Raw genomic sequence first — 26258 nt, forward strand, 5'->3', positions numbered from 1 at the left:
AAAGTCTGGACGTCCAGGTCGCTCGGCGACGAGATGCCGAGGACGTCCCGCAGCGTCACCGTGACGAGTTCGGCGCTTCCATATGTCGAACTTCGCAGACGGGTCGCGGGCTATGCCGGGTCGTGCCATTCGTCGGCGAGGAGGGCGTAGCCGAAGCAGTCGTGCCACTCGCCGGAACGGTGCAGGGAGTCGCGGACCGTGTGGTACTCGCGGCGCATGCCGACCCGTTCCATCAGGCGCCACGACGGCTCGTTCGCGGCGAAGCAGACGGCGGTCACCCGGCGCAGCCCGAGATCCTTGAAGCAGAGCCGGAGCACCGCACGCACGGCCTCGGTGGCGTAGCCGTGTCCGGCCCGCTCCGGGTCCAGCACCCAGCCCAGCTCCGCGTGCACCCGGCGGGCCTGCTCGGCGATCTCCGCCTGCGCCCAGGCGTCCTCGATCTTGACCATGAGGTCGCCGACGACCGTGCCGTCGTGCTCGATCACCAGGGTCCGGGCCAGGCTCTCCGGGTCGCAGAACCAGGCCCGGTGCTGGTCCACACCGGTGTGCGCGCGGGTGATCCACCGGGTGACCTCGTCACGGCGGCGGAACCGCCAGGTCGCTTCGGCGTCGTCGAGGGTCGCCGGCCGGATCGTCAGCCGGTCGGTGCGCAGCGGCCAGGTCAGCGCGGCAAGCTCGGAGGTCATGGTCAGGAGTGTCCGTTCCGGATCGCGTATCGGTGCAGGGTGACGCCGTCGTCGAAGCGGGCCTGTTCGAGCAGGTCCAGGTCGAGCGGCTGGTGCGGCTCGTCGAACAGCGGCCGGCCGGTGCCGAGGACGGCCGGGTGGGTGAACAGCATCAGCTCGTCGAGCAGCCCGGCCCGCAGCAGCGCGGTGGCCAGCGTGGCGCCGCCGACCCCGATGTCGCCCTCGGTGCGCTCACGCAGGTCCGCCAGCTCGGTGACGGCGTCGTCGGCGCGCAGGATCCGGGTGTTGTGGCCGGCGCCGGTGCGGCTATGTGTGACGAGCACCTTCGGCATCGACGTCCAGATCTCACCGTACTCACGCAGGAACTCGGGCAGCGAGGAGTCGTCGCGCGCGGCGGGCCAGAACTTCTCCATGATCTCGTACACCACACGCCCTTGAACCATCAGCGACAGCGCCCGCGCCCGCGTGTTGAACTCGCGGTGCAGCGACTCCCCGATGCGCATCCACGATCCGCCGCCCTGCTCACCGGCGGCGTGCTCGATCCGCAGGTCGAGCGAGACGTTCATCCAGTACACGAAGCGGCCCGGCATCGCGCCCTCCCGAGTGATAGCGGTTCGCCACTGCTACGGCCCACCCTAGGGAGAGTGATAGTAGAGTGCAACCACTTACCAGGAGGATGCCGATGGAGTCCGTGCCACGCTCGGGATGCCCGATCAACCAGGCCGTGGAGGTTCTGGGCGACCCGTGGGCGATGCTCGTGCTGCGCGACATCATGTTCGGCGACCGGCGGCACTTCCGTGAGCTGCTCCTCGGCAGCGAGGAGGGCATCGCCGCGAACATCCTCAGCAGCCGCCTCCGCCGGCTCACCGAAGCGGGCCTGCTCACCAGGGCCGACGCCCGGCGGGGCCAGCGCGCGGCCTATTCGCTCACCGAGGCCGGCATCCGGACCCTGCCGGTCATGGCGGCGCTCGCCTCCTGGGGCCTGGCACACCGCGACGGCGACCGCCGGCTGCGGATCCGTGCCGAGCTGCTGCGCGACGGCGGCCCCGAGCTCCTCGCCCGTTTCATGGACGACCTGCGTCACCTGCACCTCGGCATCCCCCGCCCGGACCCGGGCGCGCCGCCGGTGCTCGACCAGATGCGGGCGGCCTACGCGTCAGCAGCGGGGGAGTAGGGCGTACGGATCCAGGCGCCGTTGTCGTCGAGCCAGGCGTGCTCGCCCCGGCGCAGGCCGGCGACCTCCTTGATCCGCGGGTGCCGGGCGACGAGAGGATGCAGGGGTACCACCCGGATGCTGTCGTCCTCCGGGTTCGGCGCGCGAAGGTGGCAGGACCAACACCGTGCGTCGATCTCAAGGTGTCAACCCGTACCGCTCGATGATCTCCGGGAGCCAGGGGGCGTCGCCGAACCGCAAGCCGTAGCGTTCTGCCAGGTCGCCGCCCTCGCCGGCGGCCTCCGGGCCGGCGGCGATCAGCTCCGCCACCTCGCGGAAGAAGTGCTCGAACCCGGCCGGGGTGATGATCTCGATCATCCGGGCCGGGACCGGGCCGGCGTTCCACATCGCGTGCAGCTCGCCGCGCGGCTTGGTGATGTACCCGCCGGGGCCGAGCACCGCCTCCCGGTCGCCGGAGCGGAAGCCGATCTCACCCTCGAGGACGATCGAGTACTCGTCCTCGAAGGTGTGCAGGTGCGGCGCCACCAGGGCGCCGACCGGGAACGGGTGCTCGACGACCGCCAGTTTCCCGCCGGTGTCCTCACCCCACAGCTTGAAGTGCACGCCGATGTCGCCGAGTGAGCCCACCAGCCCGCCGCCGGGTTGCACCACTGTCAACGGCGGGGGTTCCGAAGTCGTCATGCCGACTGCCTACCGCACCCCCGGACCACCCGCCAGCCAATTCTGCCCGGTCCGGCCGGCTCCCCGTGGCAGCCGGCCGGATTCCCAGGGTCAGGCCAGGGTCACCTGGCGCGGGTCGGGACGCTGCACGGTCGTGCCGTCGCCGAGCTGCCCGGAGGCGTTGCCGCCCCAGCACCACAGGGTGTCGTCGGCGCGAATCGCGCAGTTGTGGAATCCGGCTGCCGCGTCGGCGGTCCAGTTCGTCGCGGTGCCGATGCGGACCGGGGCGTACCGGTGCGTGGTGGTGCCGTCGCCGAGCTGGCCGGACGTGTTGTTGCCCCAGCACCACAGTGAACCGTCGGTGCGGGCCGCGCAGGCGGTGTCCATGCCGGCCCGTACGCCCGCCCAGCCGGTGGCCGTGCCGACCTGCACCGGCGTGGTCCGGTAGGAGCCGGTGACGCCGAGCTGGCCGTAGCCGTTGTCACCGAAGCACCACAGGCTCCCGTCGGTGCGGACCGCGCAGGTGAAGAAGTGCCCGGCGGTCACGGTGTCCCAGCCGGTCAGGGTGCCGACCTGGGCGGGGGTGGTCTGGTAGCTGAGCAGGCCGAGGCCGAGCTGCCCGGAGGAGCTGTCGCCCCAGCACCACAGGGCCCCGTCGGTCCGGGTGGCGCAGGTGTGGCCGTACCCGGTGGCCACGTTCGCCCAGTTGGTGGCGGTGCCGACCTGCTGCGGCAGGGTGGCGGTGTAGGTGACGGCGCCGTCCCCGAGCTGCCCGAGCCGGTTGAAGCCCCAGCACCACAGGGTCCCGCCGGTGCGGATCGCGCACGTGTGGCTCTCGCCGGTGCTGACGGTGGCCCAGTCGGTCGCGGTGCCCACCTGCACGGGGGTGGTGCGCCGTGTGGTCGTGTCGTCGCCGAGCTGGCCACGGGTGTTGCTGCCCCAGCACCACAGGGTGCCCCCGGTGCGGATGCCGCAGGTGAAAGCGGTTCCAGCGTCGACGGCCACCCAGGTGGCGGTGCCCACCCGCGCCGGGGTGGAGCGGGTCGTGGTGCTGCCGTCGCCGAGCTGCCCACTGCTGTTGCTTCCCCAGCACCAGAGCCCGCCATCGGTACGGATGGCGCAGCTGTGCGCATAACCCGAGGCCACTTCGGCCCGCACCGGGGCCGCGGCGGCGCTCGCCGCTCCTGCCGTGCCGGCGAACCCGGCCACCATGATGCCGATCAGCACTGCCACGGCGGTGCCCGCCGCCTGCCTTATTCGTCCTGTTCTCCGCACGCGACGCCCCTCTTCCGCAACCGTTGTTTCGGATCGATGAACATCGTCACATGGGAGCGCTCCCAGGGCAACAGAGACGTTCTGCGGTTAAGATCCGGCATCCGCCGGACAGCTGAGGTGCCTGTGAAACGTACGTTGCTCCTGTTGCTCGCTCTCGTGGTCGGCGGCGGCTGGCTGATCGCCGGCGCCGGTCCCGACGTGCGCCGCACGCAGACCACCGTGGCCGGCGTGCCGCTCACCGAGGTGCATCCGGCCACCGCCGGCAGGCATCCGGGCGTCGTGGTGGCCCACGGCTTCTCCGGGTCGGCGAAGCTGATGGCGCCGTTCGGTGACACCCTCGCCGCCCGGGGGTACGCGGTCGTGCTGCTCGACTTCACCGGTCACGGCGCGAACACCCGGCCGCTTCCCGACCAGGCCGCCGGCACCGACGAGTCCGCGGCCGCCCTGCAGCACGACCTGGGTGTCGCGCTGGAGCACCTGCGCTCGCTGCCCGGCGTCGACCCGTCCCGGGTCGCGCTGGTCGGGCATTCGATGGGCGCCGGGGCCGTCACCCGGTACGCCGCGGCCCACCCCGACGTCACCGCCACCGTCGCGATCTCCCTGCCGGACGCCTTCGTCGCCTCCGCACAGCGGCCCGCGCGCCTGCTCACGATCGCGGGCGCCCTGGAGTTCCCGGACTTCCGGGACGTCGCGCGCAGCGTCGCGGCCCAGCGTGACGACCGTGCCGTCCGGATCGTCCCGGGCGTCGAGCACATCAGCGTCCTCTACGCGCCGCAGACCCACCGGGAGACGGTGGCGTGGCTCGATCAGGCGTTCGCCGTGCCCGCCGCCGGCGCCGGGGTGCCGTTCCCGGGACGCCTCCTGGCCGGTGCGAGCCTGCTGGCGCTGGCCTTCGTCATCGGGCTCCATCCGCTGGCCGTGGCGCTGACCGGGCCGGTGAGGCAACGCCAGGTGGCGGCCCGGCGCCCGCTGCTCCACGTGCCGGCGATCGCGGCGGGGGCGGCGGGAGTCGGCGCCGTGGTGGCCCGGTTGCTGCCCACGAGCGTGCTGCCGCTGGCGGTGGCCGGCTACGTCGCGGTGTACGCGGCGATCACCGGCGCCCTGCTGCTCGCGGTGGGGCGGCGGCGAAAGGAGTCGGCGCCGCCGGAAGAGAAGCCGGCGCTGCCGGGGAAGGAGCCGGTACGGGCCCACCTGTCGCTCGCCGTCCTCTACGCGGCCGTGGCGATCGCCGCACCCATCCATGCCGGAATGACCCACGCCCTGCCCGCCGGCCGGCGATGGTGGCTGTTCCTGATCGTCTGGGCCGCGTTCGCGCTCCTGGCGTACGCCTCCGAGCGGCTCTCCGGCGGCGAGCCGCTGCGGCTGCTCGCGATCGCCGGAGTGTTCGTGACGGTGCTGGCCGGAGCCGCGCTCAGCGGGCTGACGCACGGGTTCGTGCTGCTGGCGCTGTTCCCGCTGATCGGCCTGATGCTGTGGCAGGGACTGTGGAGCGCGATGCTCCACCGGTTCGGGTGGCCCGCCTGGACGATCGCGCTCACCGGAGCGGTCGTGGTGGCGTGGCCGCTCGCGATCGCCCTGCCGCTCACCGCCTGAGACCGCCCCGCCGTCAGGAACGGTGCCGGGCGGCGTGCAGCGACGGGTCGAAACGGACGGCGACGTTCTTGCCGGCGTTCTTCGCCGCGTACAGCGCGATGTCGGCGTCGCGCAGCACGTCGCTGGAGGTGGCCGCGCCCTCGGTGACGAGGAAGCCGATGCTGGTGGTGACGTGCAACCACCTGCCGTCGACGAGGTACGGCTGGGCCAGTCGCGCGATGATGCCGTCCGCCAGGGTGGCCGCGTCGCCGGTGGTGAGGACCACGAACTCGTCACCGCCCAGCCGTACCAGCGTGGCATCCGGCGCCGCCGCCCGGAGCCGGTGCGACACCTCGACGAGCAGCCGGTCACCGACGGGATGACCGTACGTGTCGTTGACGTCCTTGAACCCGTCGAGGTCGGCGAGCAGGACGGCGGTGCCCGCGCCGCCGGAGCGCAGCGCCTCGTCCAGCCGTTCGCCGAGCATGGCGCGGTTGCCGAGCCCGGTCAGCGGATCGTGCAGCGCCCGGAAGGTCAGCTCGTCCTGCAGCGCCTGCTGGTCGGCCAGCGCCGCGTCGAGGGCGACGCTGCGCCGGTGCAGCTCGGCCGCCCGGCGCTGGGCGACCCGGGCGACCAGCGCCAGCCTGATGATGAGCAGCACGGACAGGGCCGCCACGATGACCGCCGGCACCACCGCCGTCTGCGTCCGGCTGTCGAACACCCACAGGGCCGGCGCGGACACGGCGACGAGGATGAACACCGCGCACCGCTGCCAGGTGAGGTTGTCGTCGGCCGTCAGGACGCCCCGGCCGGTCACCGGATGCCCGGCCGCGGCGCCGAAGAGCAGGTACGCGGCCAGCCACAGGGCGTACGTCAGCCCGGTGGCCGCGGTCGAGCCCGACCGGCTGATCTCGGTGAGATAGACGAAGTCACCGGCTACGAGCGTGACCAGCGCCGTCGCCGTCAGGACGTAGCCACGGCCCTGGTAGGCGCCGACGAACAGCAGGCGCGCCACGGCGGCGAACATGAGCAGCACGCAGATGACGTACGCGACGGCGGTGATCACCGCCGGCCACGGCGCCACCGAAGCTCTCAGGTACGGCTCGACAGCGAACATCCACGCGGGCAGCAGCAGGCCGGTCGTCGTGATGCCCGCGTCGAGCAGCCCGATCCGGGAGGCCCCCGGCCGGCGGGCGAGCAGCAGCGCGCCGGCCGACATGGTGAGGTAGTGCAGGAAGTAGAAACCGTCACCGGCGGACGGCAGGCTCACCTCGGTGCCGTAACCGAGTATGAGCGCGATCCAGGTGATGTCGCCGAGCAGCCGCAACGCCAGCCCCGCCCCGAACACCAGCCGGCCGAGGCGAGCCGGCCCGGACGTGGCGCGCAGACCGGACAACACGACGGCGAGCGCGCCGGCCGCGCCGAGCAGGTAGCCCACCTCCCGCCACCCGGCCGGCGCGGCGAAGGCCACCACGCCGCACACCACGCCGGCCACGATCATCAGCGTCCGGCGGACACGGCGAGCGGCGGTCGGCGTCGAGGGGAGAGGCGGCACCTGATCAGCACACCATCCGCGGGTTGCGGGAGGGGTGCATGACCGGAGCGCGCTCAGTGCGCCCGGCCCGGGATCAGAGGATCACGTATTCGACCGGTGAGGCCGCGCCGGCGGCGGCCTGCCAGGCCAGCAGCACGGCTGCGGCGGTGGTGACGACGGCGACGAGTCGTTCGACGGTACGCATCCATTCATTCTCGCTGATCACCGGTCCGGCGGGCCACCTTCCCCAGCGTCCACACGGCGTCGATGACCAGGATGATCCACCAGGTGCGCAGGGCCCCGCCGATCAGCCCGCCGGCGGTCTTCTCGTCGAGGCCCAGGACGCCGGCCACCGACAGACCGTCGACGGTGAACCAGGCCCCGAGCAGCACTGCCGCGAACAGTCCCGCGTGCGCCGCCAGGTCGAGGAGCAGCCCCCGCCGGCTCTTGGCCTCGGCGCGTTCCACCGCCGGACCGTTCGCACCCGCCGGCCCGTCCGGATTGCCGTGGATCTTGCTCGGCTGGCTCTCAGGGCTGTCTCCGGGCGCGCGAGACAGCCCTGAGAGCCAGCCGGGGGTTTCCGCGGTGACGGCGGGCGGGGCGGTGGGGATGGGGAGGTGGCGGATGGCGGTGGGGACGGTGACGGCGCCGGCCAGGATGACGGCGGCGAACACCAGGCAGGCGAGGGTCCAGGAACCCGACTGGTAGAGCAGGCCGGCGCTCAGCGAGCCGATCAGCGCGCCCGCCAGGGTGGCCGACTCGTACCAGCCGAGCCCACGGCCGAGCGACGCCGCGCCGGACGCCTCCGCGATGACGGCCTGCTGAACCGGCAGGATCACCGACCACGCGGCAGCGGCGGCGATCCAGCAGATCGCGATCACCGCCGGGTTGGGGGCGGCGGCGAGCGCGGCGGCGAAGGACGCGCTGGCCACCGAGGCGACCGCCAGCATGCGGGTGCGGCCGAAACGGGTGACGAGCCGGTGCAGGTACGGCGGCAGCACGCTCATCGCGATCGCCCCCGGCAGGAACACCGCCGCGACCTGGAGGGGCTCCATCCCGAACGCGCGCTGCAGGTGCATCAGGAGCAGGACACCGATCGCGCTCTCGGCGACCATCGTGGTGGCCACGGCGAACAGCATCGGCGCGAGGCGGCGTACGGGGAGAGCCTCCCCGGCGAGGGAGCCGACCGGGCGGGAGGGGGCCAGGAGGAGGACCACGGCGGCGGCCAGGCAGCAGGCGCCGAGGGCGAGGAACGTGCCGGCGTAGCCGAGCGGGCCGACGAGAAGGACCGCCGGAACGAAGACCGCCCAGCCGCCGGTCTCCTCGGCGGCGACCAGGCGGGCGAACACGCCGGAGTCCTCGGCCAGCCGCTCACCGATCAGGGCCCGCAGCGGCACCCACATCAGCGCCCCGCCGAGGCCGCTGACCAGCGCGGCGGCGAAGGCGAGCGGGAGGGTGCCGGCGACCGCGTAGCCGGCGCAGGCGACCGCGGAGAGCAGGGCGCCCCAGGCGGCCAGGGTGCGGCGCTCGAACCGGTCGGCGAGGGCGCCGGCGAGCGGCCGGGCCAGCAGGGACACCGCGAGCTCGGCGGCGAGCAGGGCGCCGGTGGCGGCGGGCGAGGCGGACAGGGCGGCGGCGGCGAACAACGGCAGCAGGAAGTCGAGCACCTCGCCGCTGCCGCTGAGGAGCACCGCCGCGGACAGGGCACGGCGTTCCCGGACGGACGTCATGACACGAGTGTACTAGTACGAGTGTGACAGTACGACGGGTAAGATCGGCGGCGTGCCGAGATTCGTCGATCCCGTGGAACGCCGCACCGCCGTCGGTCAGGCCGTCTGGCGGGTCGTCAAGAGGTCCGGGCTGGCCGGCGCCTCGGTGCGGGCCGTCGCCGACGAGGCCGGGCTGTCCACCGGCTCGCTGCGGCACTACTTCAAGGAGCAGAGCGGCTTGCAGCGGTACGCGTTCGAGCTGATCCTGGAACGCTACGAGCAGCGGATGACCCGGGTCGACCCGGCGCTGCCGGTGCGCGAGCAGATCGAGCAGCTGCTCTGGGCGCTGCTCCCGGTCGATCCGGAGCACGTCGCGGAGGAACAGGTGCGGCTGGAGTTCCTCATCCAGGCCCGCCGCGACCCGGAGCTGGCCACGGTCGCCGCTGACGACCGTACCCAGGCGATGCAGTTGACCCGGCAGGCGATCGTCGCGTTGCGCGATGCCGGTCAGGCGCCCCCCGGCGTCGATGTGGAGGCGACCGCCGTGGAGCTGCTCGCCCTGGTGGACGGGCTCGCCCAGGCGGCCGCGCTCAGTCCCGCGGCGATGCCGGCGGACCGCCTGAAGCAGGCGGTCCGCCGCTGGCTCGACAACCTGGCCGGATCAGCGGATCGCTGACGCCGACGGGGGAGCGCTGCCACCCTGCGGCTCGGACGCGGTCATCAGCTCGATGATCGCCTCACGGTCGGCCTTCGACGGCAGGCCCCAGCCGGGCTGGTACCCGTACACCTGATCCAAAGGGGTGGCAGAGGTTCGCCCGTCGAGGATCTCCACCGAACCGGTGTCGATCAGGCCCGGATGTTCCACCCCGCACGCCTCGGCGACCTTGAGCAGGTCACGCCGCAGCGTCTTGATGTAGTTGGCGGCCCGCACCGACTTCAGCGCCGGATCCAGGCCCCTGGTCAGCCACTTGTTCTGGGTGGCGACGCCGGTCGGGCAGGTGTCGGTGTGGCACTTCTGCGCCTGGATGCAGCCGATCGACAGCATGGCCTCCCGCGCCACGCTGACCATGTCGCAGCCGAGCGCGAACGCCACGATCGCGTTGTCCGGCAGGCCCAGCTTGCCGGAGCCGATGAAGACGACGTCCTCGTGCAGGCCGCGTTCGGCGAACAGCCGGTAGATCCGGGCGAACCCGACCTGGAACGGCAACGACACGGTGTCGCTGAAGATCAGTGGCGCGGCGCCGGTGCCACCCTCGCCGCCGTCGACGGTCACGAAGTCGACGCCGCGGCCGGTGGCCCGCATCATGTCGGTCAGTTCCTCCCAGAACTCCAGGTCACCGACGGCCGACTTGATCCCGACCGGCAGCCCGGTCTCGGCGGCCAGCAGCTCCACCCAGTCGAGCAGGCTGTCGGTGTCGTGGAACTCGGCGTGCCGCGACGGGCTGACACAGTCCACGCCCTCCGGGATGCCGCGGGTCGCGGCGATCTCCGCGGACACCTTCGCGCCCGGCAGCAGCCCGCCCAGGCTCGGCTTGGCGCCCTGGCTCAGCTTGATCTCCAGGGCCCGGACCGGGTGCGCCGCGACCAGGTCCTTGAGCCGCCGCAGGTCGAAACGGCCCTGCTCGTCCCGGCAGCCGAAGTACGACGTGCCGATCTGGAAGATCAGCTCCCCGCCGTGCCGGTGATGCGGCGACAACGCGCCCTCACCGGTGTTGTGCAGGCAGCCGGCCAGCGCCGCGCCCCGGTTCAAGGCTTCCACTGCCGCGCCGGACAGCGACCCGAAACTCATCCCGGAGATGTTGACGACCGAACCCGGCCGGAACGCCTTCGCCCGGCCCCGCGCGGCGCCCAGCACCTTCGCGCACGGCACCTGCGCCTCGTACCCGGCGGACGGGTTGGAGCGGGGCACCGCCCGCCCGAACGTGCGGTGCTTGATGATCGGATAACCGCTGGTGTACTCGATGTCGTTGTCGGTGCCGAACCCGAAGTAGTTGTTCTCCTTCTTCGCCGACGCGTACACCCATCGGCGCTGGTCCCGGGTGAACGGGCGCTCCTCGTCGTTGGCCGCCACCACGTACTGCCGCAGCTCCGGCCCGATCGCCTCGATCAGATAGCGGCCGTGCCCGATCACCGGGAAGTTGCGCAGCAGCGCGTGGTTCCTCTGGAGCAGATCCCGGACGGCGACGGCGGCCACCGCGGACACAGCGGCGGCAGCGGCCGCCCGTAAGCCTCGACCCATGCCCCGGAGGTTAGCCGCCGGTCCCCAGCTCTAAACAATCATCCAGCCACGTGGAGACGGCCGGCAGCGACAGCAGCAACAGGGCCACCAGATGCAGCACCGCGCCGATCGAGAAGATCACCACCGCGGTCCAGGCATGGAACACCGCGCTGTCCCCGGCCGCCGCCCGCAATCCCAGCGCGACCAGGGTGACGGCCGCGAACTGCCACACCATCACGAGCATGCCTGTTCCGTACGCGGCCCCGCGCACCGCCCGCCGCCCGGTCAGCCGGGTCAGCACCACCGCGCCGAGCAGCAGGATCGCGGCGACAGCGGTGCCCCCGGCGGCCACCGTCGCCCGGGTGAGATCGCCGGCCGGCCTCTCCTGCGGCGCGAAACTCATCAGCGCCGCGGCGCCGACCGCGAACAGCACCGTCCCGCCGAGCAGCCCGGCCGCGGTGCTCACCAGGGCCCGGCCCAGGCTGCCGCGGTTCTCGTCGCGGTACTCGGCGAGATCGGCGCGGGCCGCCGGCAGCAGCCACAGCAGCGCCGACACGGTGATCGGCACAGTGAACAGGAGCGTCCCCACCGGGACCAGGACCAGCATCAGATAGATCGGCCCGATCCGGTTCCACGAGTGCGACAGCTGATCCACCGCACCGAGGAGCATCAGCCCGCTCAGGGCCACCGCGAGCGGCCCGAACGTCCACAGCACTGACCGCCCGGCCGGCCGCCCGTTCGCCGCCCGGATCGCCGCGAACGCCACCAGCGCCGGGACCGCCAGGATCACGGCGACCACGGTCAGAAAGATGACAGACTCGCCGGGCGCGCTCGCCGCCCCGCCGATCGACGGGCTGAGCGCCTGCGTGACGAAGACGCCGAGCATGGCTCCGAACTGCACCGACGCGCCGGCGAGGGCCAGCCAGGCGGTCCAGCGGGCGGCCCGGACCGCTGCCGGTTCGACGGTGACCTCGAGCGCGGGGATCGGCATGCTCAACTTTCTACCGGATATCCATTTGGGGGCGTCGACTACTGTCTTGATGGATCTTGAATGACGGGGAGTGGAACGATGTGGAAACGATGGCCGATTCTGGCCGTCACGGTGACGGTGTGCGCGCTGGCCGGATGCGGCGGCACGACCTCAGCCTCCGGAAGCGGTAGCAAACCCAAGAGCACGACGACGAAGTCGACGACCAAGACGACGACCAAGACCACCACGAAGCCGACGACGAAACCGCCGACGGCGCCCGCCGACCGTTTCGTCACCGTGGTGAAGACCGAGCTGCCGGCGGTCGCGGCCGGCCGCACCGACCAGGAGATCCGGGCGATCGGCGACACCGCCTGCGACGACCTGGCCGCCGGCAGGAAGGCCGACGTGATCGTGGCGACCACTCGGACCCTCGGCACTCTCGACGCCGAGGCCACCGACCAGGCCACCGCCCGCGAACTGATCAAACTCGCCATCGACGCGATCTGCCTGGACCAGTCCCCTCGCGTCGACGAGTTCTAGCGGCTCACGTCGGGGAAGGGCTGGGCATCGGTCCGCGGTCGACGAAACTGAACGTCGACGCCGGCGGGGCGTCGCCCAGCTCCTGTACGTAGAACTCCTTGTCGTCCCACTGCAGGAACCCGTAGTCCTCGCTGGAGATGGTGAAGGTCGGCCGGCCCCTGTCGTCCTTCTGCCCGGTCGCCTCGATCTGGAACAGGGTGCCCACGCTGAGGAAGCACTCGGCTTTCACCACGGCCGCCGCGGCGTCCGGGTCCAGCTGCACGCCGAGACAGTTCTGCTCGTCGGGGGCCTTGGGGTCGTGCAGCGACTTGATCAGGAAGTCCTTGCCCATCGGGACCAGCCGGAACTCCGACCGGATCCCGGTCCCGTCACCGGCCTGCAGCTCGAGGTTGCCCTTGTCCATCGCCAGATCCTTGTTGATCTCCGCGACGTGGATCAGGGTCTTGCGCTGGCCGCGCCGGATCTCGTCCAGCTTCTGCGCGGCCGTCAGCGCCTTTGCGGTCGTCGCCGACGGCTTGGGCGCGAGGCTGGCGCTGCCGCTCGGCGCCGGGCCCACGGCTTCGGGGGAGCCGCTCGGCAGGAAACGGATCGCGGCCCCCACCCCGGCTGCGGCGAGGATGGCGGTTGCGGCGACGGCCACCGCGGTCGTACGCCCACGCGTCGCCTTCTTCTCCGGCGGTGCCGGGACCGGTGCCGGGTCCGCGGCTCGCACCGGCGCGGGGATCACCATCGTGTCCGCCTCCACCAGCCCGGCAGCGACCGGGGCCTCGCCCGCCAGCAGCAGGTCGAGCAGCTCACGCGCGGTCGGGCGGTCCGCCGGGTCCTTGGCCAGGGTCCGCTCGACCAGGCCGCGCAGCGGCTGGGGGACACCGGTCAGGTTGGGTTCCTGGGTGAGGATGCGCATCGCGGTCGCTGCCGCGGAATCGGCGGCGAAGGGGGTCCGGCCGGTTGCCGCGAACATCACCACCGCGCCCCAGGCGAAGATGTCGGCGGCCGCTGTGACCGGCCTGCCGTCCGCCGGGTCGAAGCGTTCCGGCGCCATGTAGGACACCGTTCCGACCATCTGGTCGGTGCGGGTGTGCTGGCTGGTCGCCTCGAACGCCCGGGCGATCCCGAAGTCGATCACCTTGATGCCGCCGCGGGCGAACAGCACGTTGCCCGGTTTCAGGTCGCGGTGGATCACCCCGGCGCCGTGGATCGCGGTGAGCGCCGTCGCGATGCCGACCGCCACGCCCTGCAGCGCCGCCCCGGACAGCGGGCCCCGCTCGCGGACCTCCACGGCCAGGCTGGGGCCGTCCACGTACTCGACCACCAGGTACGGCGGCTCGTGGTCGGGGTCGGCGTCCAGGACCTCCGCGGTGGAGAACGACGGCACCTGCTTGGCCCGGTTCACCTCGCTGCGGAACCGGCCCCGGAACTCGGTCTCGTGCGCGAACTCCGCCCGCACCATCTTGATCGCGACCAGCCGTCCCCCGTCGCTGTCGCGTCCCAGGTAGACGGACCCCATGCCGCCTTCACCGAGCCGCCCCACCAGCTCGTACCGCCCGAGAACCGCCGGGTCCCCCGGGCGCAGCGGCATGCTCATCTTTCTCTGGCCCCCCTCTGGCTTCGCGCCCCGGGAGTCTACTCACCCTGATCATCCGGCCCGGCCCGGCGTCCACCGCGCGGACCTCCGGCATTGACGGCGGGCGATAGGTTGGCGTTTTCGACCGACCTGGGGGATCGATGCGACGATATCTGTCCTGGCTGACGGCGCTGAGCGCGGCGCTGACCATCGGTTTGTCCGTCACCGCGGTGGCGCCGGCCTCGGCCGGCCCACCGGATCGCGACCGCCAGTTGCGCGCCCGGATCACCGCCCTGCTGCCGGACGACTACCGGGCCCGGCTCGCGGAACTGGACGAGCGGCTCGGCGTGACCGAGGGCGACCCGCGTGACATCGCCGAGGCCGTCATCGACCCGGACGACTACGAGTGCGACACCACCGAGCTGATCACCTGGCTCGAGGCGAGCATCGCCGACTGGACGCCGGAGGACATCGAGAACGTCCTCGTGGTCATCGTGCTCAACCTGGTCTTCTACGACGCGCTGCTGTTCCCGGAGCCGGCCGCGGGCCGCTATTTCGGCGCCGACGGCGAGTACACCACCAAGCTCCAGCGCTCGTTCGGCAACCTGAAGCGGTTCTGGGACATCGACGGGCGCGACATCGAGATGGTGCCGGCGCACGGCAGCACGCTGCGCGACGTGCCCCGCATGACCCGCGTCCTGCAGATCGCCCTCGAACTCTCCGAGGCCGAGGCCACCGAGGCCGCCACCGCGCTGGCCGCGATCGTGAATCAGCCGAAGTACGACTACGGCAACCACCCGATCTTCACGTTCAACGCGTTCGCCTTCACCGCCGACGGGCAGGAGTTCCCCGGCGCCGGCATCCCCACCGACAAGATCATCATGGGGGACGGGATGCTCGACGGGTTCCGGGCCATCGGCCTGTCCGACGTCGCGCCGAACGCCATCCTCGGCCACGAGTACGGCCACCACATCCAGTTCGAGCGTGACCTCTTCACGTCACCGCTGACCGGCCCGGAGGCCACCCGCCGCACCGAGCTGATGGCGGACAGCTTCAGCACGTACTGGGCGTCGCACCAGCGTGGCGACGATCTGCGCTGGAACCGGGTCCGCAAGACGCTGCAGACCTTCTACAACATCGGCGACTGCGCCTTCGACGACAACGGCCACCACGGCACGCCGAACCAGCGGCTGCGTGCCGCCGACTGGGGCCACGACCTGGCCGTACGGTCGTGGCCGCCGACCCGGGTCCTGCCCACCCTGACGTTCGCCCGCCTGTTCGAGCGCAAGCTCCCGGCCCTGGTGGCCCCGGACGCCGGCTGACCGGTGACGGGCCGCCCACGGCGGGCGGCCCGTCACCGTCAGCGGGGTTGCAGGGTCTTCAGGACGCCGGTGAGGACGGTGGTCAGCTCCGGGACGTGTCTCGCCGCGTCCGCCTCCGAGGTGACCGGCGCCGTCAGCTGGAGTTCGGCGCTGATCCGGGCGTTGCGCGAGTACGCCGCGGCGTGCACCGTCCTGCCCGCCTTCAGGCGGTTCGCGGGGTCGGCGAAGACCACCGCGCGGTCGCCCACCCCGTCCAGCGGCAGCACCAGGAGCTGCCTCTCCCGGGCCGCCTGCTCGTCGACGGTGAAAAGCTCACGCCGGTCCTGGCCGGACCTGTCGATGTCCACGGTGATCCGCAGGCCGTCGCCGCCGGGAACGCCGTAGTCGCAGATCAGGTAGTACTTCGCCGCGATGTCGTGGGCGCTCGGCGCATCCTGTGGGATCCGGTCCCGCCCGTCGACCTCGGGGCACCCCCCGTTGACCGTGTGCCACGGTCCGGCCGGGGGCGCGGACGGCGCCGGCGCGGCGGATGTGCTCGCACACCCGCCGGCCAGCGCCAGGGCAGCCACGACCGGGGCCATTCGCTGACGCATCACTCCTCCATGGACGCTCTCCTCGTTGATCTTGTCAAGCGCGTGCAACACGGGGTCCCGGCCAGGGACGGTCCGGCGGACGTGCCGGCGCTGGTGATGTCCCGTGCGGGGAGGTCTGGCGGCTGCACGAGGTGGGCGTGACGCGCCACCACGACCTCAGGCGCTGCTGGTCCTGCCGCCCCGCTCGGCTCGGCCGGCCGCGACAAGCCGCGGCTCCTGGTCGCCACCGGCGGCGATCTCCCCATGTCCTTCAAGTTTGAGACACAGGAGAGAGGGTTCGCCATGAGAGCAGTGCGATTTCACGAGCACGGGACCCCGGACGTCCTGGGCTACGAGGATGTCGAGCAGCCCGTCCCCGGTGCCGGTGAGGTGCGGATCCGGGTGGCCGAGACATCGTTCAACCCAGCCGGACGCCTCTGATCCACGTTCTACGATGTGATCATGGTTTCCTGGAGTGCCCGCCGGCTCGTGGCGTCCGGCCCGATCCTGATCGTGATCGTCGTCGCCGCCGCCGTGACCGGCGTGGCCGCCTGGCTGGACGCGCCCGCCGTCCTGAGCGTCCACGGCAGGTTCGTGGATCTCTCCGTCTACCAGTACGGGGGCCAGTTGCTGCTCGACGGGTCGCCGCTCTACGGCTCCCGGGACCCGGCGACCAACCTGCGATTCACCTATCCGCCGTTCGCGGCGGTGGCGATGACGCCGCTGGCCGTGCTGCCCGGCTGGCTCGCCGTCGCGTTCTGGACCGCCGCGTCGGTGGCCGCGCTCGCCGTCACCGTCGTGGTGGCGGGCCGCGCGTGCGGCCGTACCCTCGCCACCCGGACCGTCGCCCTGCTGACCGCCGGCGCGCTGGCCCTGGAGCCGGTCTGGCAGAACCTCACGTTCGGCCAGATCAACCTGCTGCTGATGCTGGCGATCCTCGCCGATCTGGTACGACCCGAGCGGCGCTGGGCGGGCGTGCTGATCGGGATCGCCGCCGGCGTGAAACTGACGCCACTGGTGTTCGTCGTGCTGCTGGTCCTGGTCGGCAGGCGGGCGGCGGCGGTCCGGGCGATGCTCGCCTTCGCCGCCACCGTCGCGATCGGATTCGCTGTCGCCCCGTCCGCGGCGGCCACCTACTGGACCGACAACCTGATCAAAGCCGGCCGGGTCGGCCCACCGGAACTGGCCCACAATCAGTCGATCTTCGGCCTGCTCACCCGGCTGCTCGACCATCCGCCGTCGACCCGGTCGTGGCTCCTGGTCGCCGGGCCGATCGCCGTGGCGATCGTGGTCGTCGCCGCGGTGTGCTGGCGCCGCGGCGACCGCGTCCTCGGCGCCGGCCTGGGCGCGCTGGCCATGCTGCTCGCCTCCCCGGTCTCCTGGTCGCACCACTGGGTGTGGGCCGTGCCGATCGGGCTGGCGCTGTGGCAGCGCAGCCGGTGGGTGAGCGTGGCGTGGACGGCGGTGTTCCTGTTCCGCCCGTTCGTGTGGCCGGCGTGGGGGGACCGCCGGGAGTACCGCTGGGGCCCGCTCGATCACCTCGCCGGCAACGCGTACGTCCTGGCCGCTCTCGCCCTCACGCTGTGGGTGGCGGTGCTGCTGTGGTGGCCCCGCACGCCGGCCGGCAGCCCTACGGAACGCGGAACCCTGACCGGGCGTTCAGCCTGACCGGCTCGCGGGTGTAGCACAGGTGGCGCAACTGTTCCGCGGGTGAGCTGATGTTCCAGTCGCGGAGCATGCCGAGGACGATCCCGGCGGCCCGCTCGCCGCCGTCGACTCCCAGCGGCAGCTTCGTGTGCTCGGCGTCCGTCGTACCGAAGGTGATCCGCTGGACGTTGACGCCGTACTCGTTGACCCAGCCGCTGATCTCCTGATTCACGCTCCTGTCCACCGGGGTGATCTCCCAGCCGAAGTGCGGCACGTACGCGGCCAGCGCCGGAAGATCCGCGGCGAGCGACACGAGCAGGCCGCGCAGACTCGCCGCGAAGTCGTCCCAGGTGGTCGCCTCCGGCGCTTCGTAGAGCATCATGCCGATCAGCGACCGGCTGGCGTCGCTGCGTTCGTCCGGCTCGGCGTTCCAGAGGTGGCGGGGCCGCCAGCCCTCGCTCCATTCGGCGTTGCTGTACTCCTCGTTCTCGGCCGCCTCGGCCGGCTCCACCCACACTGTCACCGAGGAACGTCGCAGGTCGCGCTCCACCCTTACCCGCGGTCTGCGCCAGAACGCGAACGCGTCCGGCCCGCCGACCAGCACCGGCGGCCCGAGCACGGCGGTCACCGCGGCCAGCGTGGCCGCGTGCAGCGCCGGCAGGTCGCCGGGCGGGCAGACCTCGGTGACCTCGAGGTCGGTCTGCTCGCCGAACCCGAAACCGTCCTGGCCGTAGCTGATCTTCGTGGACCAGGCCCGGAGCGGGCCGCCCGTCTCGATGGCGAGCCGGTACTCACCGTCCTGAACGGACCAGCCGGCGGCCCCGGCGATCCGCTCGATGTCGGACCGCGCCCACGCCCCGAAGTCCTGACCGGCAAGCATCCCCGCAACATTCTCGATCATGGCGGCGATGATAGGCGCAGACCGGGTGATCTTCCTGCGCCGATGGGGTGACCTGGCCTGACTCCAGGTGCGATCGGTACGGGGGCGGGTAGCCGCAGATCCAGCACGCCGATACGAGGAGGCACGGTGAACGCGAACTCGCTGTACGGGTACGACGTCCACGACTGCACCGGCGACAAGATCGGCACCATCAAGGAGGTGTGGAACGACGACAACGGTGGCCCGGCATGGGCCGGTGTCCGCACCGGCTGGTTCGGCACGGGGGAGTCCCTGGTGCCGTTACGGGACGCCGACCTGCAGGGCGAGCGGGTCGTGGTGCCGTTCGAGAAGGCGTACGTCACGAACGCCCCGGACGTCGGCGAGCCGCTGTCCGGAGACGGGGTCGCCCGGCTCCACCAGTACTACGCGATGCGGTGGGACGGCAGCGGCCGTGCCCACCGTGCGTAGACCCCGGGGCCGGTGGGTATCGCAGAGCGTGTCCACCGGCCCGACCCTGAGGGGAAATACGATGAACTCCGCCGTGAGCATCGCAGTGAAGACCGCGCTGCCGCTCGTGACCAGTGCCGCGACCGCCTACGTGATGCGCCGGACGCGGCTGCCGAGCATGGCCACCCCGGTCGTCAGCCTCGTCGTCGGCGGCGCGGTGGCGAAGCTGGCCCAGCGCATCCGCTGACCGCGGTCACGCGTTCTCGTGGTCCGGGCAGCTCACCCGCAGCTCGGCGTCGCCGAACGGGGCGTCGACGAAGTTGCAGTGATGCGGCCGCGCCGGGCCGGGGTGGGCGTCCGGCACGAAGAACCGGCACGTCAGGCACATGCGGGAGATCGGGATGGCGTTCCGGTCCTGCAGTTCGCGGATCAGCGTGGTGGTGCCGCGCAGCATCGCCGCGAAGTCGTCGCCGGACAGGGCCGCGACCGCCCCGGTCAGCTCCTCCGACTGGACGCTGAGCCGGGCCGCCTCCTCGCGGCCGGCCGCGGTCAGCCCGAGCAGCAGGGCCCGGGCGTCGGCGGGGTCACGCGTACCCTCCAGAAGCTCCTTCTTGCGGAGCACCTTGACCGCGTCGGAGACCGTCGGCGGCGTGGACGCCAGCTCCTCCACGATCTCGCCCTGCCGCAGCGCGCGGCCCCTGCCGTGCAGCAGGGTGACGATGTCGGCCTGCAGCGGGGACAGGTTGTGCGGGCCGGTGTTGCGCCATGCCTGCATCCGCACGGCCTGGCCGAGCCGGGCCAGGCCGATCAGCAGCTGATTCGCCGGCGGCGGCCCCGGGACATCCGGCATGTCGACCACCTCTTCCGTACCGGCGAGTGATCATATCCTGCCCGGTCAGCGCCGGAACGTGCCCGGCAGGGAGAGGTCCCCGGAGGCGACGTCGAAGACGTTCTCCACCCGCAGCAACGGGTCGTGCAGGTCGGCGTTGACCTTGAGCGCCGCGGTGACCCCGTCGAACCGGAAGGACTCCGGGAAACCCATCGCGGTCAACGGCACCGCGATGCGTACGGTCTGACCGGTCAGTTTCGTCGGATAGGACGGGCTGTCGATGTAGATCGGCGCGCCCGGCCACGTCTTCGGCAACCGGGGCTTCTCGCCGGGGGCGATGTCGCGGACCTTGAGCGCGCCGTCCGGGCGGGTGGTGTCCGGCACGAGCACCACCCAGTGCGAGTGCCACAGGCCGCCGTCGTCGTCCTTGCTGCCGTTGCGGTTCTCGTCGGCCAGGGGAGTGTCGTCGAAGTCGGGATGGCTGGTCGCGGCCAGCGCGAGCACGCCGCTGTCCCTGGTGAAGCCGACGGTGGACGCGTTCAGCGAGATCGGCCAGACGTAGCTGAGGACCTCGCTGCCGGCGAACTGGCCGGCCTTCTCCGGTGTGACCGAGCCGGCCCGGCCGCGGACCTTCTCGGTGAAGACGACCTTGTCGCCCTGTCGCCGGACCTGGGTCTGGACCAGGTCGAACGCGGCCGGCTTCGTGTCGCCGGGCTTCGAGGTGATCGTGTCGCCGTGGTGGTGGTGACCGGCGTGGTCGTGCGCCTCCGCCGAGACCTGGCGCGGGCCGGCGATCAGTGCGGTGGCGGTGACGGCGGTCAGCGCGGCGGCCGCCGGGATGATCCAACGAGGCATGATCGTGCCTTTCTCCGGGATGGTGGGTGGGCGGCGGCGGCGCGGGGTTGCGCCGCCGCCGGTGCATCAGTCGCGCAGGGTGACGCCGTCGACCGCCGGGAAGTCGAGAATGGTCTGGCCGACCGAGTTGAAGTAGTTGGTGAAGGTGTTCAGGGCGACCGCGGCGACGATCTCGCCGATCTCCCCGTCGCCGTACCCGGCCTTGCGGACCGCGTCGAGGTCCTCGTCGGCGACGAAGCCCTTGGTGGCGAGGACCTGCTTGGCGAAGGTCAGCGCGGCCTCCACCTTGGGGTCGGAGGAGCGGGCGTCCCGGCTCGCGACCAGGTCGCCGGGGGAGACGCCGGCCTTGGCGCCGAGCACGGTGTGCGCCGCGAGGCAGTAGCCGCACTCGTTCTGCACGGCGGCGACCAGGGCGATCTGCTCCTGCACCCGGGTCGGGAGCAGGCCCTTGGACAGGGCGCCGGAGAACTGCAGGTAGGCGTCGAGCACGGCGGGCGAGTTCGCCATCGCCCGCATCATGTTCGGCGTGACGCCGAGGGCTCGTTCGACGCGGCCGAGCAGGGTGCGGGCCTGGCCCTCGGCGGTGGCGGGGTCGACGGTGGCGAGACGAGGCATGTCGGTTGCTCCTTGCTGTTTCCGGTTTATTTGGCACTGCCAACAATATGCCTCTGAGCCGGTGCCGCAAGACGGGTGGGATGTGGGCTGGGACACCCCCGCATACCTGGGGCGCGCCGCCACGTGGCACCGGAGACGTTCGTGTTGATCGGGACACGTCACCCGCGTGCCGGGCGGTTTCCTCTGCGAACAGCGTGCCGGGGGGTGTTCTCGCGCTCGGCTGTCAGCCGTCGCGGCGCCATTGCAGCATCGCGGCGGTGGCGTCGTCGTGGAGTTCGCCCTCCTCGTAGGAGACGATCGTGTGGATCAGCCGCCGCATCGTCTCCGGGGCCGGGATGCCCTCACCCAGCGTGGCCAGCAGGAACTCACCCAGCTGTTCCACCCCGAACAGCGTGCCGGAGGCGTCCCGCGCCTCGGTGATGCCGTCGGTGAAGAAGACCAGCGTGTCACCCGGTTCCAGCTGCTGCTCGACGGCCCGCGGCGGCCGGTTGACCATGCCGCCGAGGCCGAGCGGCAGCATGTTCGGCGCCGGAAGCTGCGGCAGGGACCGGCCGTCACGCAGGAACAGTTCGGCCGGATGGCCCGCGCTGATCCGCCGGTAGACCCCGGAGACGATGTCCAGCTCGGCGAGCAGCGCGGTCACGAACAGTCCCGGGTACTGGGCGTGGATCCACTTGTCGATCGACCGGTAGGTGTCGGCCAGGGAGAGGCCGGAGCGACGGGCGTTACGGTACGTGTTCAGCGTCAGGGTGGTGAGGGCGCTCGCGCTGATCCCGTGCCCGACGGTGTCGAACAGCGCCACGTGCAGCACGTCCCCGTTCGCCGCGTAGTCGAAGGCGTCCCCGCCGACCTCGTAGCAGGGTTCCAGCACGGCGGTGACCATGGTCCCGTCGACGGCGAACGTGAGCGGCGGCAACTGGTTCCAGATGATCTCGGCGGCGAGTTGCATCGGCATCCGGCGCCGGGTGTGCTCGACCGCGTCACCGTAGAACCGGCGGCTCGCGATCAGCTCCGCCACCAGCGCGGCGATCACCTCGAGATCGTCGCGGGCCGAGTCCGGCGGCTGGGCCTTCATCGACAGTTCCAGCACTCCGAGCCGTTCCGCGCCGTGCAGCAGCGGCAGCCACAGCAGCCCACCGGCCCCCGTCGTCAGCCACTGGTGCCGCGCGGTGGTGAACGCCCGGCCGGCCGGCGTGTCCTCCACCTGCAGGGTGGTCGCGGTGTCGACGGTCGTGCCGCGCAGCGGATGCAGCGCCATCTGCCCGTAATCGATCAACAGCACGGTGGCGGTCTCCGCGCCGAACAGCGGCGCCGCCTCGGCGAGCACCGCGGGCAGGTCCTCGGCCCGGCCCCGATGGCGGAGATCCATCAGCCGGCGTACGGCTTCCATCGCTGCGAGCATCCCCTCCATCTTCCCCACCCGGCCCTCTCCGAAGCAGCCCTCGTCGACCGCCGATCCGGGTAAGGGCTCAACTTCGGCGGAGTGGTGTCGATCGGGGGGACGTGCCGCGTCCGCCGCTATTCGCTGATCGGGCGTTCCAGGCTGTCACCGGGCTGGCGATCGCCGACGTCGCGGCCTTCCTGCTGCAGGAGCGGATCGGGCGGCTGTGGCCGGAAGCGGTGGACTGGCTGCTGCTGATCGCGGTGATCGTGCCGACCCTGATGCTGTGCCGGCGGGTGCGTACCGACCCGGCGTCCGCGCCGGCGGTCCGCCGCTACTGGTATTCGGTGCAGATCGGGATCACCCTGTTCGTCGGCGTCGCACTCCTGCGCGTGCTCGCCGGGCTGGGCCTGGACGGGTGGCTGCTGCCGGCGTCGGTGGTGCTGCACGTCGTCGGCGGGCTGGTGCTGACCTGGCCGCTGGTCGGCCTGCCGTTCAGCGCGCACGGTAGGGCCCGCCGCGCCGGGGTCTGGCTGGACCTGGGCACCCTGACGGCCGCCGCCGGGCTGCTGATCTGGCATTTCGTCGCGTCCGAGCAGTTCGCCGACGGCCGGGTCACCGTGCCGCGGGTGCTGGCCGCGACGGTGATGATGGGCGCCGGGACCAACCTGGTGTTCCTGGCCGCCAAGGTGGTGCTGGCGGGAGTCGACTCGTTCGCCCGGCACGGGCTGTACTGGATCGGCGCCTCCGCGCTGATCGGCGGCTTCGGGTCGGCGATCGCCTTCCTGCATCCGCGTCAGCCGGACGGGAACCTCCTGGTCCTGGTCCTGCCGCTGGCGGCGTACGCGGCGGCGGCCGGCGCCCGGGTGCAGGTGGTCGACACCGCGGCGGGCGACCGGACGCGGCGCACTCCTGACGGTTACAACCTGATGCCGTACGTGGCCATCGCCGCCGTCGACACCATGGTCATCTACCAGGAGCTTCGCGGCGCCGGGAACGGCCTGCTCATCGACGGTGTCGCGGTCACGCTGACCGCGCTGGTGGTGATCCGGCAGCTGATCGCGTTCCGGCTGAACGACGCTCTGCTCGCCCGGATCGGGGTGCAGGAGAACCGTTTCCGGCTGCTGGTGCAGAACTCCACCGACATGGTCACCATCACCGACCCGTCCGGCGTGCTGACCTATGTCAGCCCGGCGGCCCGGCGGATCCTCGGCGTGGAACCGGACGAACTGGCCGGCACCGACATGACGCTGCGGGCGCATCCGGACGACGTGGCGGCGGCCGGCGGCGACACGGCGACGTACCAGGTGCGGTTGCGGCACGCCGACGGCACGTACCGATGGCTCGAGGTGATCTCCACGGACCTGACCGGCGAGCCCAGCGTCGGCGGGATCGTGCGCAACGCCCGGGACATCACCGAGACCCGGGAAGTACGCGACCGGCTCAGCTACGAGGCCGGCCACGACGTGCTGACCGGCCTGGCGAACCGGGCGCTCTTCACCAAACGCCTGGCGGCCGCGGTGACCGGCCCGGGACCGGTCGGCATCGTGCTGGTCGATCTGGACGACTTCAAGACCGTCAACGAGACGTCCGGGCACGCCACCGGGGACGCGCTGCTGGTGCACGTGGCCGAGCGGGTGCGGGCCAGCGTACGGCCCACCGACACGGTCGCCCGGCTCGGCGGCGACGAGTTCGCGATCCTCTTCGACGGCGCCCCGCCGGCGGACGTGAACCTGGTGCTGACCCGGATCGCGGCGGCGCTGCTGGAGCCGGCCCTGGTCGCCGGCGAGCCGATGACCGTACGCGCCAGTTTCGGGGTGGTCGACGGCCGCGGCGGGGACGACCCGGGCGAGCTGCTGCGGCAGGCCGACATCGCGATGCACGAGGCGAAGGCGCGCGGCGAGGGCGGCGTCGAGCGCTACCAGCCCGGCATGGAGGCCCGGGGCGCCGAGCGCAGCCGGCGGGCCGCCGCCCTGCGTACCGCGATCCTCGAGGAGCAGCTGGTCGTGTACTTCCAGCCGGTGGTGACCCTGCCGGACGGCCGGATCACCGGCGCGGAGGCGCTGGTGCGCTGGCAGCATCCGGTCGACGGGCTCCTCGGCCCGGGCGCGTTCATCGACGTCGCCGAGCAGACCGGGCTGATCATTCCGCTCGGCGGCTGGGTGCTGCGCGCGGCCACCCGGGAGGCGGCGACCTGGCCGGATCCGCTGACGGTGTCGGTGAACGTGTCGGCCCAGCAACTGCGCGAGCCCGGCTTCGTGGCGGTGGTGGCGGCGGCGTTGCGCGACAGCGGCCTGCCGGCCCGCCGGCTGACGGCCGAGATCACCGAGTCGGTCGCGGTCGGCGGCGGGGCGACGGGTGACAACCTGCAAGGCTTGCGGGATCTGGGGGTACGGCTGTCGCTCGACGACTTCGGCACCGGCGCGTCCACGCTCACGCTGCTCGCCACCTGCCCCGTCGACCAGATCAAACTGGACCGTTCGTTCGTGCCGGACGGCGGCTCGGAGGCGATCGCCGCGGCGGTGGCGCAGATGGCGCGGGCGTTCGGGCTGGACGCGGTGGCCGAGGGGGTGGAGACCGCCGGGCAGGCGGCCCTGCTGACCCGCTTGGGGTACGGCAAGGCGCAGGGTTTCCACTTCGCCCGCCCGATGCCCGCCGCCGATCTGCGGGCCCGTCTCGGCGGTCCGGCCGCCGGCGAGGCGGTGGGTTCGGGCCGGGCGGCCCCGGCGGCCGGTGTCAGCGGCTGACCGGGTTCGGGCCCCGGCCGCCGGTCGCGGTGGCGAGCCGCTGGCCGATCCGGTTCATCGCGGCGCGCAACTCCGGCGGCTCGACGTCGCTCAGATCGCTGTCGAAGGTGACGAACAGACCCGCGATCCCGGCCCACGACCAGCCGCCGATGGTGAGCCGGCTGCGACTGTCGCCGGCGGGCTCGACGACGGAGCCGCCCGGCGCCCAGCGGGCGACGACGGAGGCGGGCAGATCGAGGACCGCCGAGCCGACGCACTGCCACCGGCCGGGGGTGTCGCCGCGGTCCGGGTTCCGGACGACCAGGCGGGTCAGGTCGTCGTGGGTGAGTGGCTGCGGGGTGAAGACCGCGCCGCCGCCGGTGCGGGGGAGGATCCGGTCGACCCGGTAGGTGTGCCAGGTACGGTCGCGCTGGTCACGGGCGATCAGATACCAGCGCCCGGCCCAGACGGCCAGGTGATGCGGCTCCACCGCACGGGGCGGGCGGAAACCGGGCTCGCCCGGATCGGGAACGGCGCCGTCGGGGTTGCGGTAGTCGAACGACAACACCCGGGTGGTACGGATCGCGGCGCCGACCGTCCGCAGCGTGGCCACGTCGACCGGCGCGGCCGAGAAGTCCCAGTAGTTGCGCAGCGAGGTGACCTCGAACGCCTCGCTCGCCGCGCGGAGCCGGGCCGGCATGACCTGGCGCAGAGTGGTGAGCGCCCGGGCGACGGCGTCGTCGATGCCGGACACCGTCGCCGGCGCGGTCTGCAGGGCCAGCGCGATCGCGATCGCCTGGTCGTCGTCGAGGACGAGAGCCGGCAACCGGCCGCCGGCGCCGAGCCGGTAGCCGCCACCGGCGCCCATCACGGCGTTGACCGGATAGCCCAGCTCACGAAGGGTGTCGACATCCCGCCGCAGGGTCCGCGCCGACACGTCGAGCCGGGCGGCGAGGTCGGCGCCGCGCCACTCGACGCGTGCTTCGAGCAGGGACAGCAGGCGCAGGATCCGCGCGGAGGTGTCGGCCACGGAGCACACGCTTCCAGATGTGGCGGTCAGTCCGTGACCGCCACGGTTGCCA

At 72.2% G+C, this 26258-nt stretch carries 27 protein-coding genes; 10 read left to right on the plus strand and 17 right to left on the minus strand.

Annotated features, from left to right (window positions below; genetic code table 11):
• Positions 1-110 precede the first annotated feature (110 nt).
• Together ACZ3II_RS10310 and ACZ3II_RS10315 are read right to left on the minus strand one after the other, a co-directional pair.
• On the minus strand, positions 111-686 hold the full coding sequence (locus ACZ3II_RS10310; RefSeq protein WP_465517305.1) for a GNAT family N-acetyltransferase: 576 nt from the start codon (positions 684-686) through the stop codon (positions 111-113).
• A 2-nt stretch (positions 687-688) separates the two neighbouring features.
• A complete protein-coding gene (locus ACZ3II_RS10315) occupies positions 689-1276 on the minus strand; it encodes a dihydrofolate reductase family protein (protein ID WP_465517306.1) in 588 nt (195 codons plus the stop codon).
• A gap of 92 nt (positions 1277-1368) precedes the next feature.
• Here ACZ3II_RS10315 and ACZ3II_RS10320 point away from each other — a divergent pair, with 92 nt between their 5' ends.
• Entirely contained in the window at positions 1369-1860 is a 492-nt protein-coding gene (locus tag ACZ3II_RS10320) for a winged helix-turn-helix transcriptional regulator (protein WP_465517307.1), read from the plus strand.
• On the opposite strand, the gene ACZ3II_RS10325 is transcribed toward ACZ3II_RS10320, so the two are convergent.
• The 3 genes from ACZ3II_RS10325 to ACZ3II_RS10335 all read right to left on the minus strand — a co-directional run bounded on the left by ACZ3II_RS10325 (position 1836) and on the right by ACZ3II_RS10335 (position 3753).
• Positions 1836-1973 (minus strand): hypothetical protein, encoded by a 138-nt coding sequence (locus tag ACZ3II_RS10325; RefSeq protein WP_465517308.1) that lies wholly within the window; start codon positions 1971-1973, stop codon positions 1836-1838. The two genes, ACZ3II_RS10320 and ACZ3II_RS10325, sit on opposite strands and share 25 nt — an antisense overlap.
• A 64-nt stretch (positions 1974-2037) precedes the next feature.
• Positions 2038-2541 (minus strand): cupin domain-containing protein, encoded by a 504-nt coding sequence (locus tag ACZ3II_RS10330; RefSeq protein ID WP_465517309.1) that lies wholly within the window; start codon positions 2539-2541, stop codon positions 2038-2040.
• Between the two features lie 90 nt (positions 2542-2631).
• Complete coding sequence (locus tag ACZ3II_RS10335; protein WP_465517310.1) at positions 2632-3753, minus strand: RCC1 domain-containing protein; 1122 nt, start codon at positions 3751-3753, stop codon at positions 2632-2634.
• Between the two features lie 186 nt (positions 3754-3939).
• Between ACZ3II_RS10335 and ACZ3II_RS10340 the strand changes: the two genes are divergently transcribed.
• Positions 3940-5388, plus strand: coding sequence for a dienelactone hydrolase family protein (locus ACZ3II_RS10340; RefSeq protein WP_465517311.1), 1449 nt, complete (start codon positions 3940-3942; stop codon positions 5386-5388).
• A 13-nt stretch (positions 5389-5401) separates the two neighbouring features.
• On the opposite strand, the gene ACZ3II_RS10345 is transcribed toward ACZ3II_RS10340, so the two are convergent.
• Positions 5402-6922, minus strand: a complete 1521-nt coding sequence (locus ACZ3II_RS10345) for a diguanylate cyclase domain-containing protein (RefSeq protein ID WP_465517312.1) — start codon at positions 6920-6922, stop codon at positions 5402-5404.
• Between the two features lie 188 nt (positions 6923-7110).
• Positions 7111-8631 carry an MFS transporter gene (locus tag ACZ3II_RS10350; RefSeq protein ID WP_465517313.1) on the minus strand — a complete coding sequence of 507 codons (1521 nt, stop codon included), beginning with the start codon at positions 8629-8631 and terminating at the stop codon, positions 7111-7113.
• 52 nt (positions 8632-8683) lie between these two features.
• Between ACZ3II_RS10350 and ACZ3II_RS10355 the strand changes: the two genes are divergently transcribed.
• Complete coding sequence (locus tag ACZ3II_RS10355) at positions 8684-9286, plus strand: TetR/AcrR family transcriptional regulator (RefSeq protein ID WP_465517314.1); 603 nt, start codon at positions 8684-8686, stop codon at positions 9284-9286.
• Here ACZ3II_RS10355 and ACZ3II_RS10360 read toward each other — a convergent pair.
• Positions 9272-10849 (minus strand): glutamate synthase-related protein, encoded by a 1578-nt coding sequence (locus ACZ3II_RS10360; protein WP_465517315.1) that lies wholly within the window; start codon positions 10847-10849, stop codon positions 9272-9274. The genes ACZ3II_RS10355 and ACZ3II_RS10360 overlap by 15 nt on opposite strands.
• A 10-nt stretch (positions 10850-10859) precedes the next feature.
• The gene (locus tag ACZ3II_RS10365) at positions 10860-11819 is read right to left on the minus strand and encodes a hypothetical protein (protein ID WP_465517316.1); all 960 of its coding nucleotides are present in this window, start codon (positions 11817-11819) and stop codon (positions 10860-10862) included.
• Positions 11820-11897: 78 nt separating this feature from the next.
• On the opposite strand from ACZ3II_RS10365, the gene ACZ3II_RS10370 reads away from it, so the two are divergent.
• Positions 11898-12338 carry a hypothetical protein gene (locus tag ACZ3II_RS10370; RefSeq protein ID WP_465517317.1) on the plus strand — a complete coding sequence of 147 codons (441 nt, stop codon included), beginning with the start codon at positions 11898-11900 and terminating at the stop codon, positions 12336-12338.
• A gap of 4 nt (positions 12339-12342) precedes the next feature.
• Here the strand turns inward: ACZ3II_RS10370 and ACZ3II_RS10375 are convergent, their stop codons facing one another.
• Entirely contained in the window at positions 12343-13917 is a 1575-nt protein-coding gene (locus tag ACZ3II_RS10375; RefSeq protein WP_465517318.1) for a serine/threonine protein kinase, read from the minus strand.
• A 146-nt stretch (positions 13918-14063) separates the two neighbouring features.
• Between ACZ3II_RS10375 and ACZ3II_RS10380 the strand changes: the two genes are divergently transcribed.
• Positions 14064-15224: a hypothetical protein gene (locus tag ACZ3II_RS10380; protein WP_465517319.1), complete on the plus strand. Its 1161-nt coding sequence runs from the start codon at positions 14064-14066 to the stop codon at positions 15222-15224.
• 38 nt (positions 15225-15262) lie between these two features.
• Here the strand turns inward: ACZ3II_RS10380 and ACZ3II_RS10385 are convergent, their stop codons facing one another.
• Positions 15263-15817 (minus strand): hypothetical protein, encoded by a 555-nt coding sequence (locus ACZ3II_RS10385; protein WP_465517320.1) that lies wholly within the window; start codon positions 15815-15817, stop codon positions 15263-15265.
• A 282-nt stretch (positions 15818-16099) separates the two neighbouring features.
• On the opposite strand from ACZ3II_RS10385, the gene ACZ3II_RS10390 reads away from it, so the two are divergent.
• Both ACZ3II_RS10390 and ACZ3II_RS10395 read left to right on the plus strand, forming a co-directional pair.
• Complete coding sequence (locus ACZ3II_RS10390; protein ID WP_465517321.1) at positions 16100-16237, plus strand: hypothetical protein; 138 nt, start codon at positions 16100-16102, stop codon at positions 16235-16237.
• A 21-nt stretch (positions 16238-16258) separates the two neighbouring features.
• Positions 16259-17464: a glycosyltransferase 87 family protein gene (locus ACZ3II_RS10395; RefSeq protein WP_465517322.1), complete on the plus strand. Its 1206-nt coding sequence runs from the start codon at positions 16259-16261 to the stop codon at positions 17462-17464.
• On the opposite strand, the gene ACZ3II_RS10400 is transcribed toward ACZ3II_RS10395, so the two are convergent.
• Positions 17427-18344 (minus strand): hypothetical protein, encoded by a 918-nt coding sequence (locus tag ACZ3II_RS10400; RefSeq protein ID WP_465517323.1) that lies wholly within the window; start codon positions 18342-18344, stop codon positions 17427-17429. The genes ACZ3II_RS10395 and ACZ3II_RS10400 overlap by 38 nt on opposite strands.
• A 126-nt stretch (positions 18345-18470) precedes the next feature.
• On the opposite strand from ACZ3II_RS10400, the gene ACZ3II_RS10405 reads away from it, so the two are divergent.
• A complete protein-coding gene (locus ACZ3II_RS10405) occupies positions 18471-18791 on the plus strand; it encodes a PRC-barrel domain-containing protein (RefSeq protein ID WP_465517324.1) in 321 nt (106 codons plus the stop codon).
• 73 nt (positions 18792-18864) lie between these two features.
• Positions 18865-19017: a hypothetical protein gene (locus ACZ3II_RS10410; protein ID WP_465517325.1), complete on the plus strand. Its 153-nt coding sequence runs from the start codon at positions 18865-18867 to the stop codon at positions 19015-19017.
• Between the two features lie 6 nt (positions 19018-19023).
• On the opposite strand, the gene ACZ3II_RS10415 is transcribed toward ACZ3II_RS10410, so the two are convergent.
• The 4 genes from ACZ3II_RS10415 to ACZ3II_RS10430 form a co-directional block, all read right to left on the minus strand.
• Positions 19024-19620, minus strand: a complete 597-nt coding sequence (locus tag ACZ3II_RS10415) for a MarR family winged helix-turn-helix transcriptional regulator (RefSeq protein WP_465517326.1) — start codon at positions 19618-19620, stop codon at positions 19024-19026.
• 45 nt (positions 19621-19665) lie between these two features.
• On the minus strand, positions 19666-20454 hold the full coding sequence (locus ACZ3II_RS10420; protein ID WP_465517327.1) for a hypothetical protein: 789 nt from the start codon (positions 20452-20454) through the stop codon (positions 19666-19668).
• A gap of 66 nt (positions 20455-20520) precedes the next feature.
• On the minus strand, positions 20521-21069 hold the full coding sequence (locus ACZ3II_RS10425; protein ID WP_465517328.1) for a carboxymuconolactone decarboxylase family protein: 549 nt from the start codon (positions 21067-21069) through the stop codon (positions 20521-20523).
• A 223-nt stretch (positions 21070-21292) separates the two neighbouring features.
• Positions 21293-22471: a PP2C family protein-serine/threonine phosphatase gene (locus ACZ3II_RS10430; protein ID WP_465517329.1), complete on the minus strand. Its 1179-nt coding sequence runs from the start codon at positions 22469-22471 to the stop codon at positions 21293-21295.
• A gap of 101 nt (positions 22472-22572) precedes the next feature.
• Here ACZ3II_RS10430 and ACZ3II_RS10435 point away from each other — a divergent pair, with 101 nt between their 5' ends.
• Complete coding sequence (locus ACZ3II_RS10435) at positions 22573-25197, plus strand: putative bifunctional diguanylate cyclase/phosphodiesterase (RefSeq protein WP_465517330.1); 2625 nt, start codon at positions 22573-22575, stop codon at positions 25195-25197.
• On the opposite strand, the gene ACZ3II_RS10440 is transcribed toward ACZ3II_RS10435, so the two are convergent.
• A complete protein-coding gene (locus ACZ3II_RS10440) occupies positions 25187-26206 on the minus strand; it encodes a helix-turn-helix transcriptional regulator (protein ID WP_465517331.1) in 1020 nt (339 codons plus the stop codon). The genes ACZ3II_RS10435 and ACZ3II_RS10440 overlap by 11 nt on opposite strands.
• Positions 26207-26258: the final 52 nt, after the last annotated feature.

Source organism: Actinoplanes sp. NPDC019969 (assembly GCF_055562375.1).

What these genes read in the sequence shown, in the direction of transcription:
- ACZ3II_RS10310 (WP_465517305.1), bottom strand. Translation starts at nt 686, where the DNA reads ATGACCTCCGAGCTTGCCGCGCTGACCTGGCCGCTGCGCACCGACCGG.
- ACZ3II_RS10315 (WP_465517306.1), bottom strand. Translation starts at nt 1,276, where the DNA reads ATGCCGGGCCGCTTCGTGTACTGGATGAACGTCTCGCTCGACCTGCGG.
- ACZ3II_RS10320 (WP_465517307.1), top strand. Translation starts at nt 1,369, where the DNA reads ATGGAGTCCGTGCCACGCTCGGGATGCCCGATCAACCAGGCCGTGGAG.
- ACZ3II_RS10330 (WP_465517309.1), bottom strand. Translation starts at nt 2,541, where the DNA reads ATGACGACTTCGGAACCCCCGCCGTTGACAGTGGTGCAACCCGGCGGC.
- ACZ3II_RS10350 (WP_465517313.1), bottom strand. Translation starts at nt 8,631, where the DNA reads ATGACGTCCGTCCGGGAACGCCGTGCCCTGTCCGCGGCGGTGCTCCTC.
- ACZ3II_RS10360 (WP_465517315.1), bottom strand. Translation starts at nt 10,849, where the DNA reads ATGGGTCGAGGCTTACGGGCGGCCGCTGCCGCCGCTGTGTCCGCGGTG.
- ACZ3II_RS10365 (WP_465517316.1), bottom strand. Translation starts at nt 11,819, where the DNA reads ATGCCGATCCCCGCGCTCGAGGTCACCGTCGAACCGGCAGCGGTCCGG.
- ACZ3II_RS10370 (WP_465517317.1), top strand. Translation starts at nt 11,898, where the DNA reads ATGTGGAAACGATGGCCGATTCTGGCCGTCACGGTGACGGTGTGCGCG.
- ACZ3II_RS10375 (WP_465517318.1), bottom strand. Translation starts at nt 13,917, where the DNA reads ATGCCGCTGCGCCCGGGGGACCCGGCGGTTCTCGGGCGGTACGAGCTG.
- ACZ3II_RS10380 (WP_465517319.1), top strand. Translation starts at nt 14,064, where the DNA reads ATGCGACGATATCTGTCCTGGCTGACGGCGCTGAGCGCGGCGCTGACC.
- ACZ3II_RS10385 (WP_465517320.1), bottom strand. Translation starts at nt 15,817, where the DNA reads ATGCGTCAGCGAATGGCCCCGGTCGTGGCTGCCCTGGCGCTGGCCGGC.
- ACZ3II_RS10390 (WP_465517321.1), top strand. Translation starts at nt 16,100, where the DNA reads ATGAGAGCAGTGCGATTTCACGAGCACGGGACCCCGGACGTCCTGGGC.
- ACZ3II_RS10395 (WP_465517322.1), top strand. Translation starts at nt 16,259, where the DNA reads ATGGTTTCCTGGAGTGCCCGCCGGCTCGTGGCGTCCGGCCCGATCCTG.
- ACZ3II_RS10400 (WP_465517323.1), bottom strand. Translation starts at nt 18,344, where the DNA reads ATGATCGAGAATGTTGCGGGGATGCTTGCCGGTCAGGACTTCGGGGCG.
- ACZ3II_RS10415 (WP_465517326.1), bottom strand. Translation starts at nt 19,620, where the DNA reads ATGCCGGATGTCCCGGGGCCGCCGCCGGCGAATCAGCTGCTGATCGGC.
- ACZ3II_RS10420 (WP_465517327.1), bottom strand. Translation starts at nt 20,454, where the DNA reads ATGCCTCGTTGGATCATCCCGGCGGCCGCCGCGCTGACCGCCGTCACC.
- ACZ3II_RS10425 (WP_465517328.1), bottom strand. Translation starts at nt 21,069, where the DNA reads ATGCCTCGTCTCGCCACCGTCGACCCCGCCACCGCCGAGGGCCAGGCC.
- ACZ3II_RS10430 (WP_465517329.1), bottom strand. Translation starts at nt 22,471, where the DNA reads ATGCTCGCAGCGATGGAAGCCGTACGCCGGCTGATGGATCTCCGCCAT.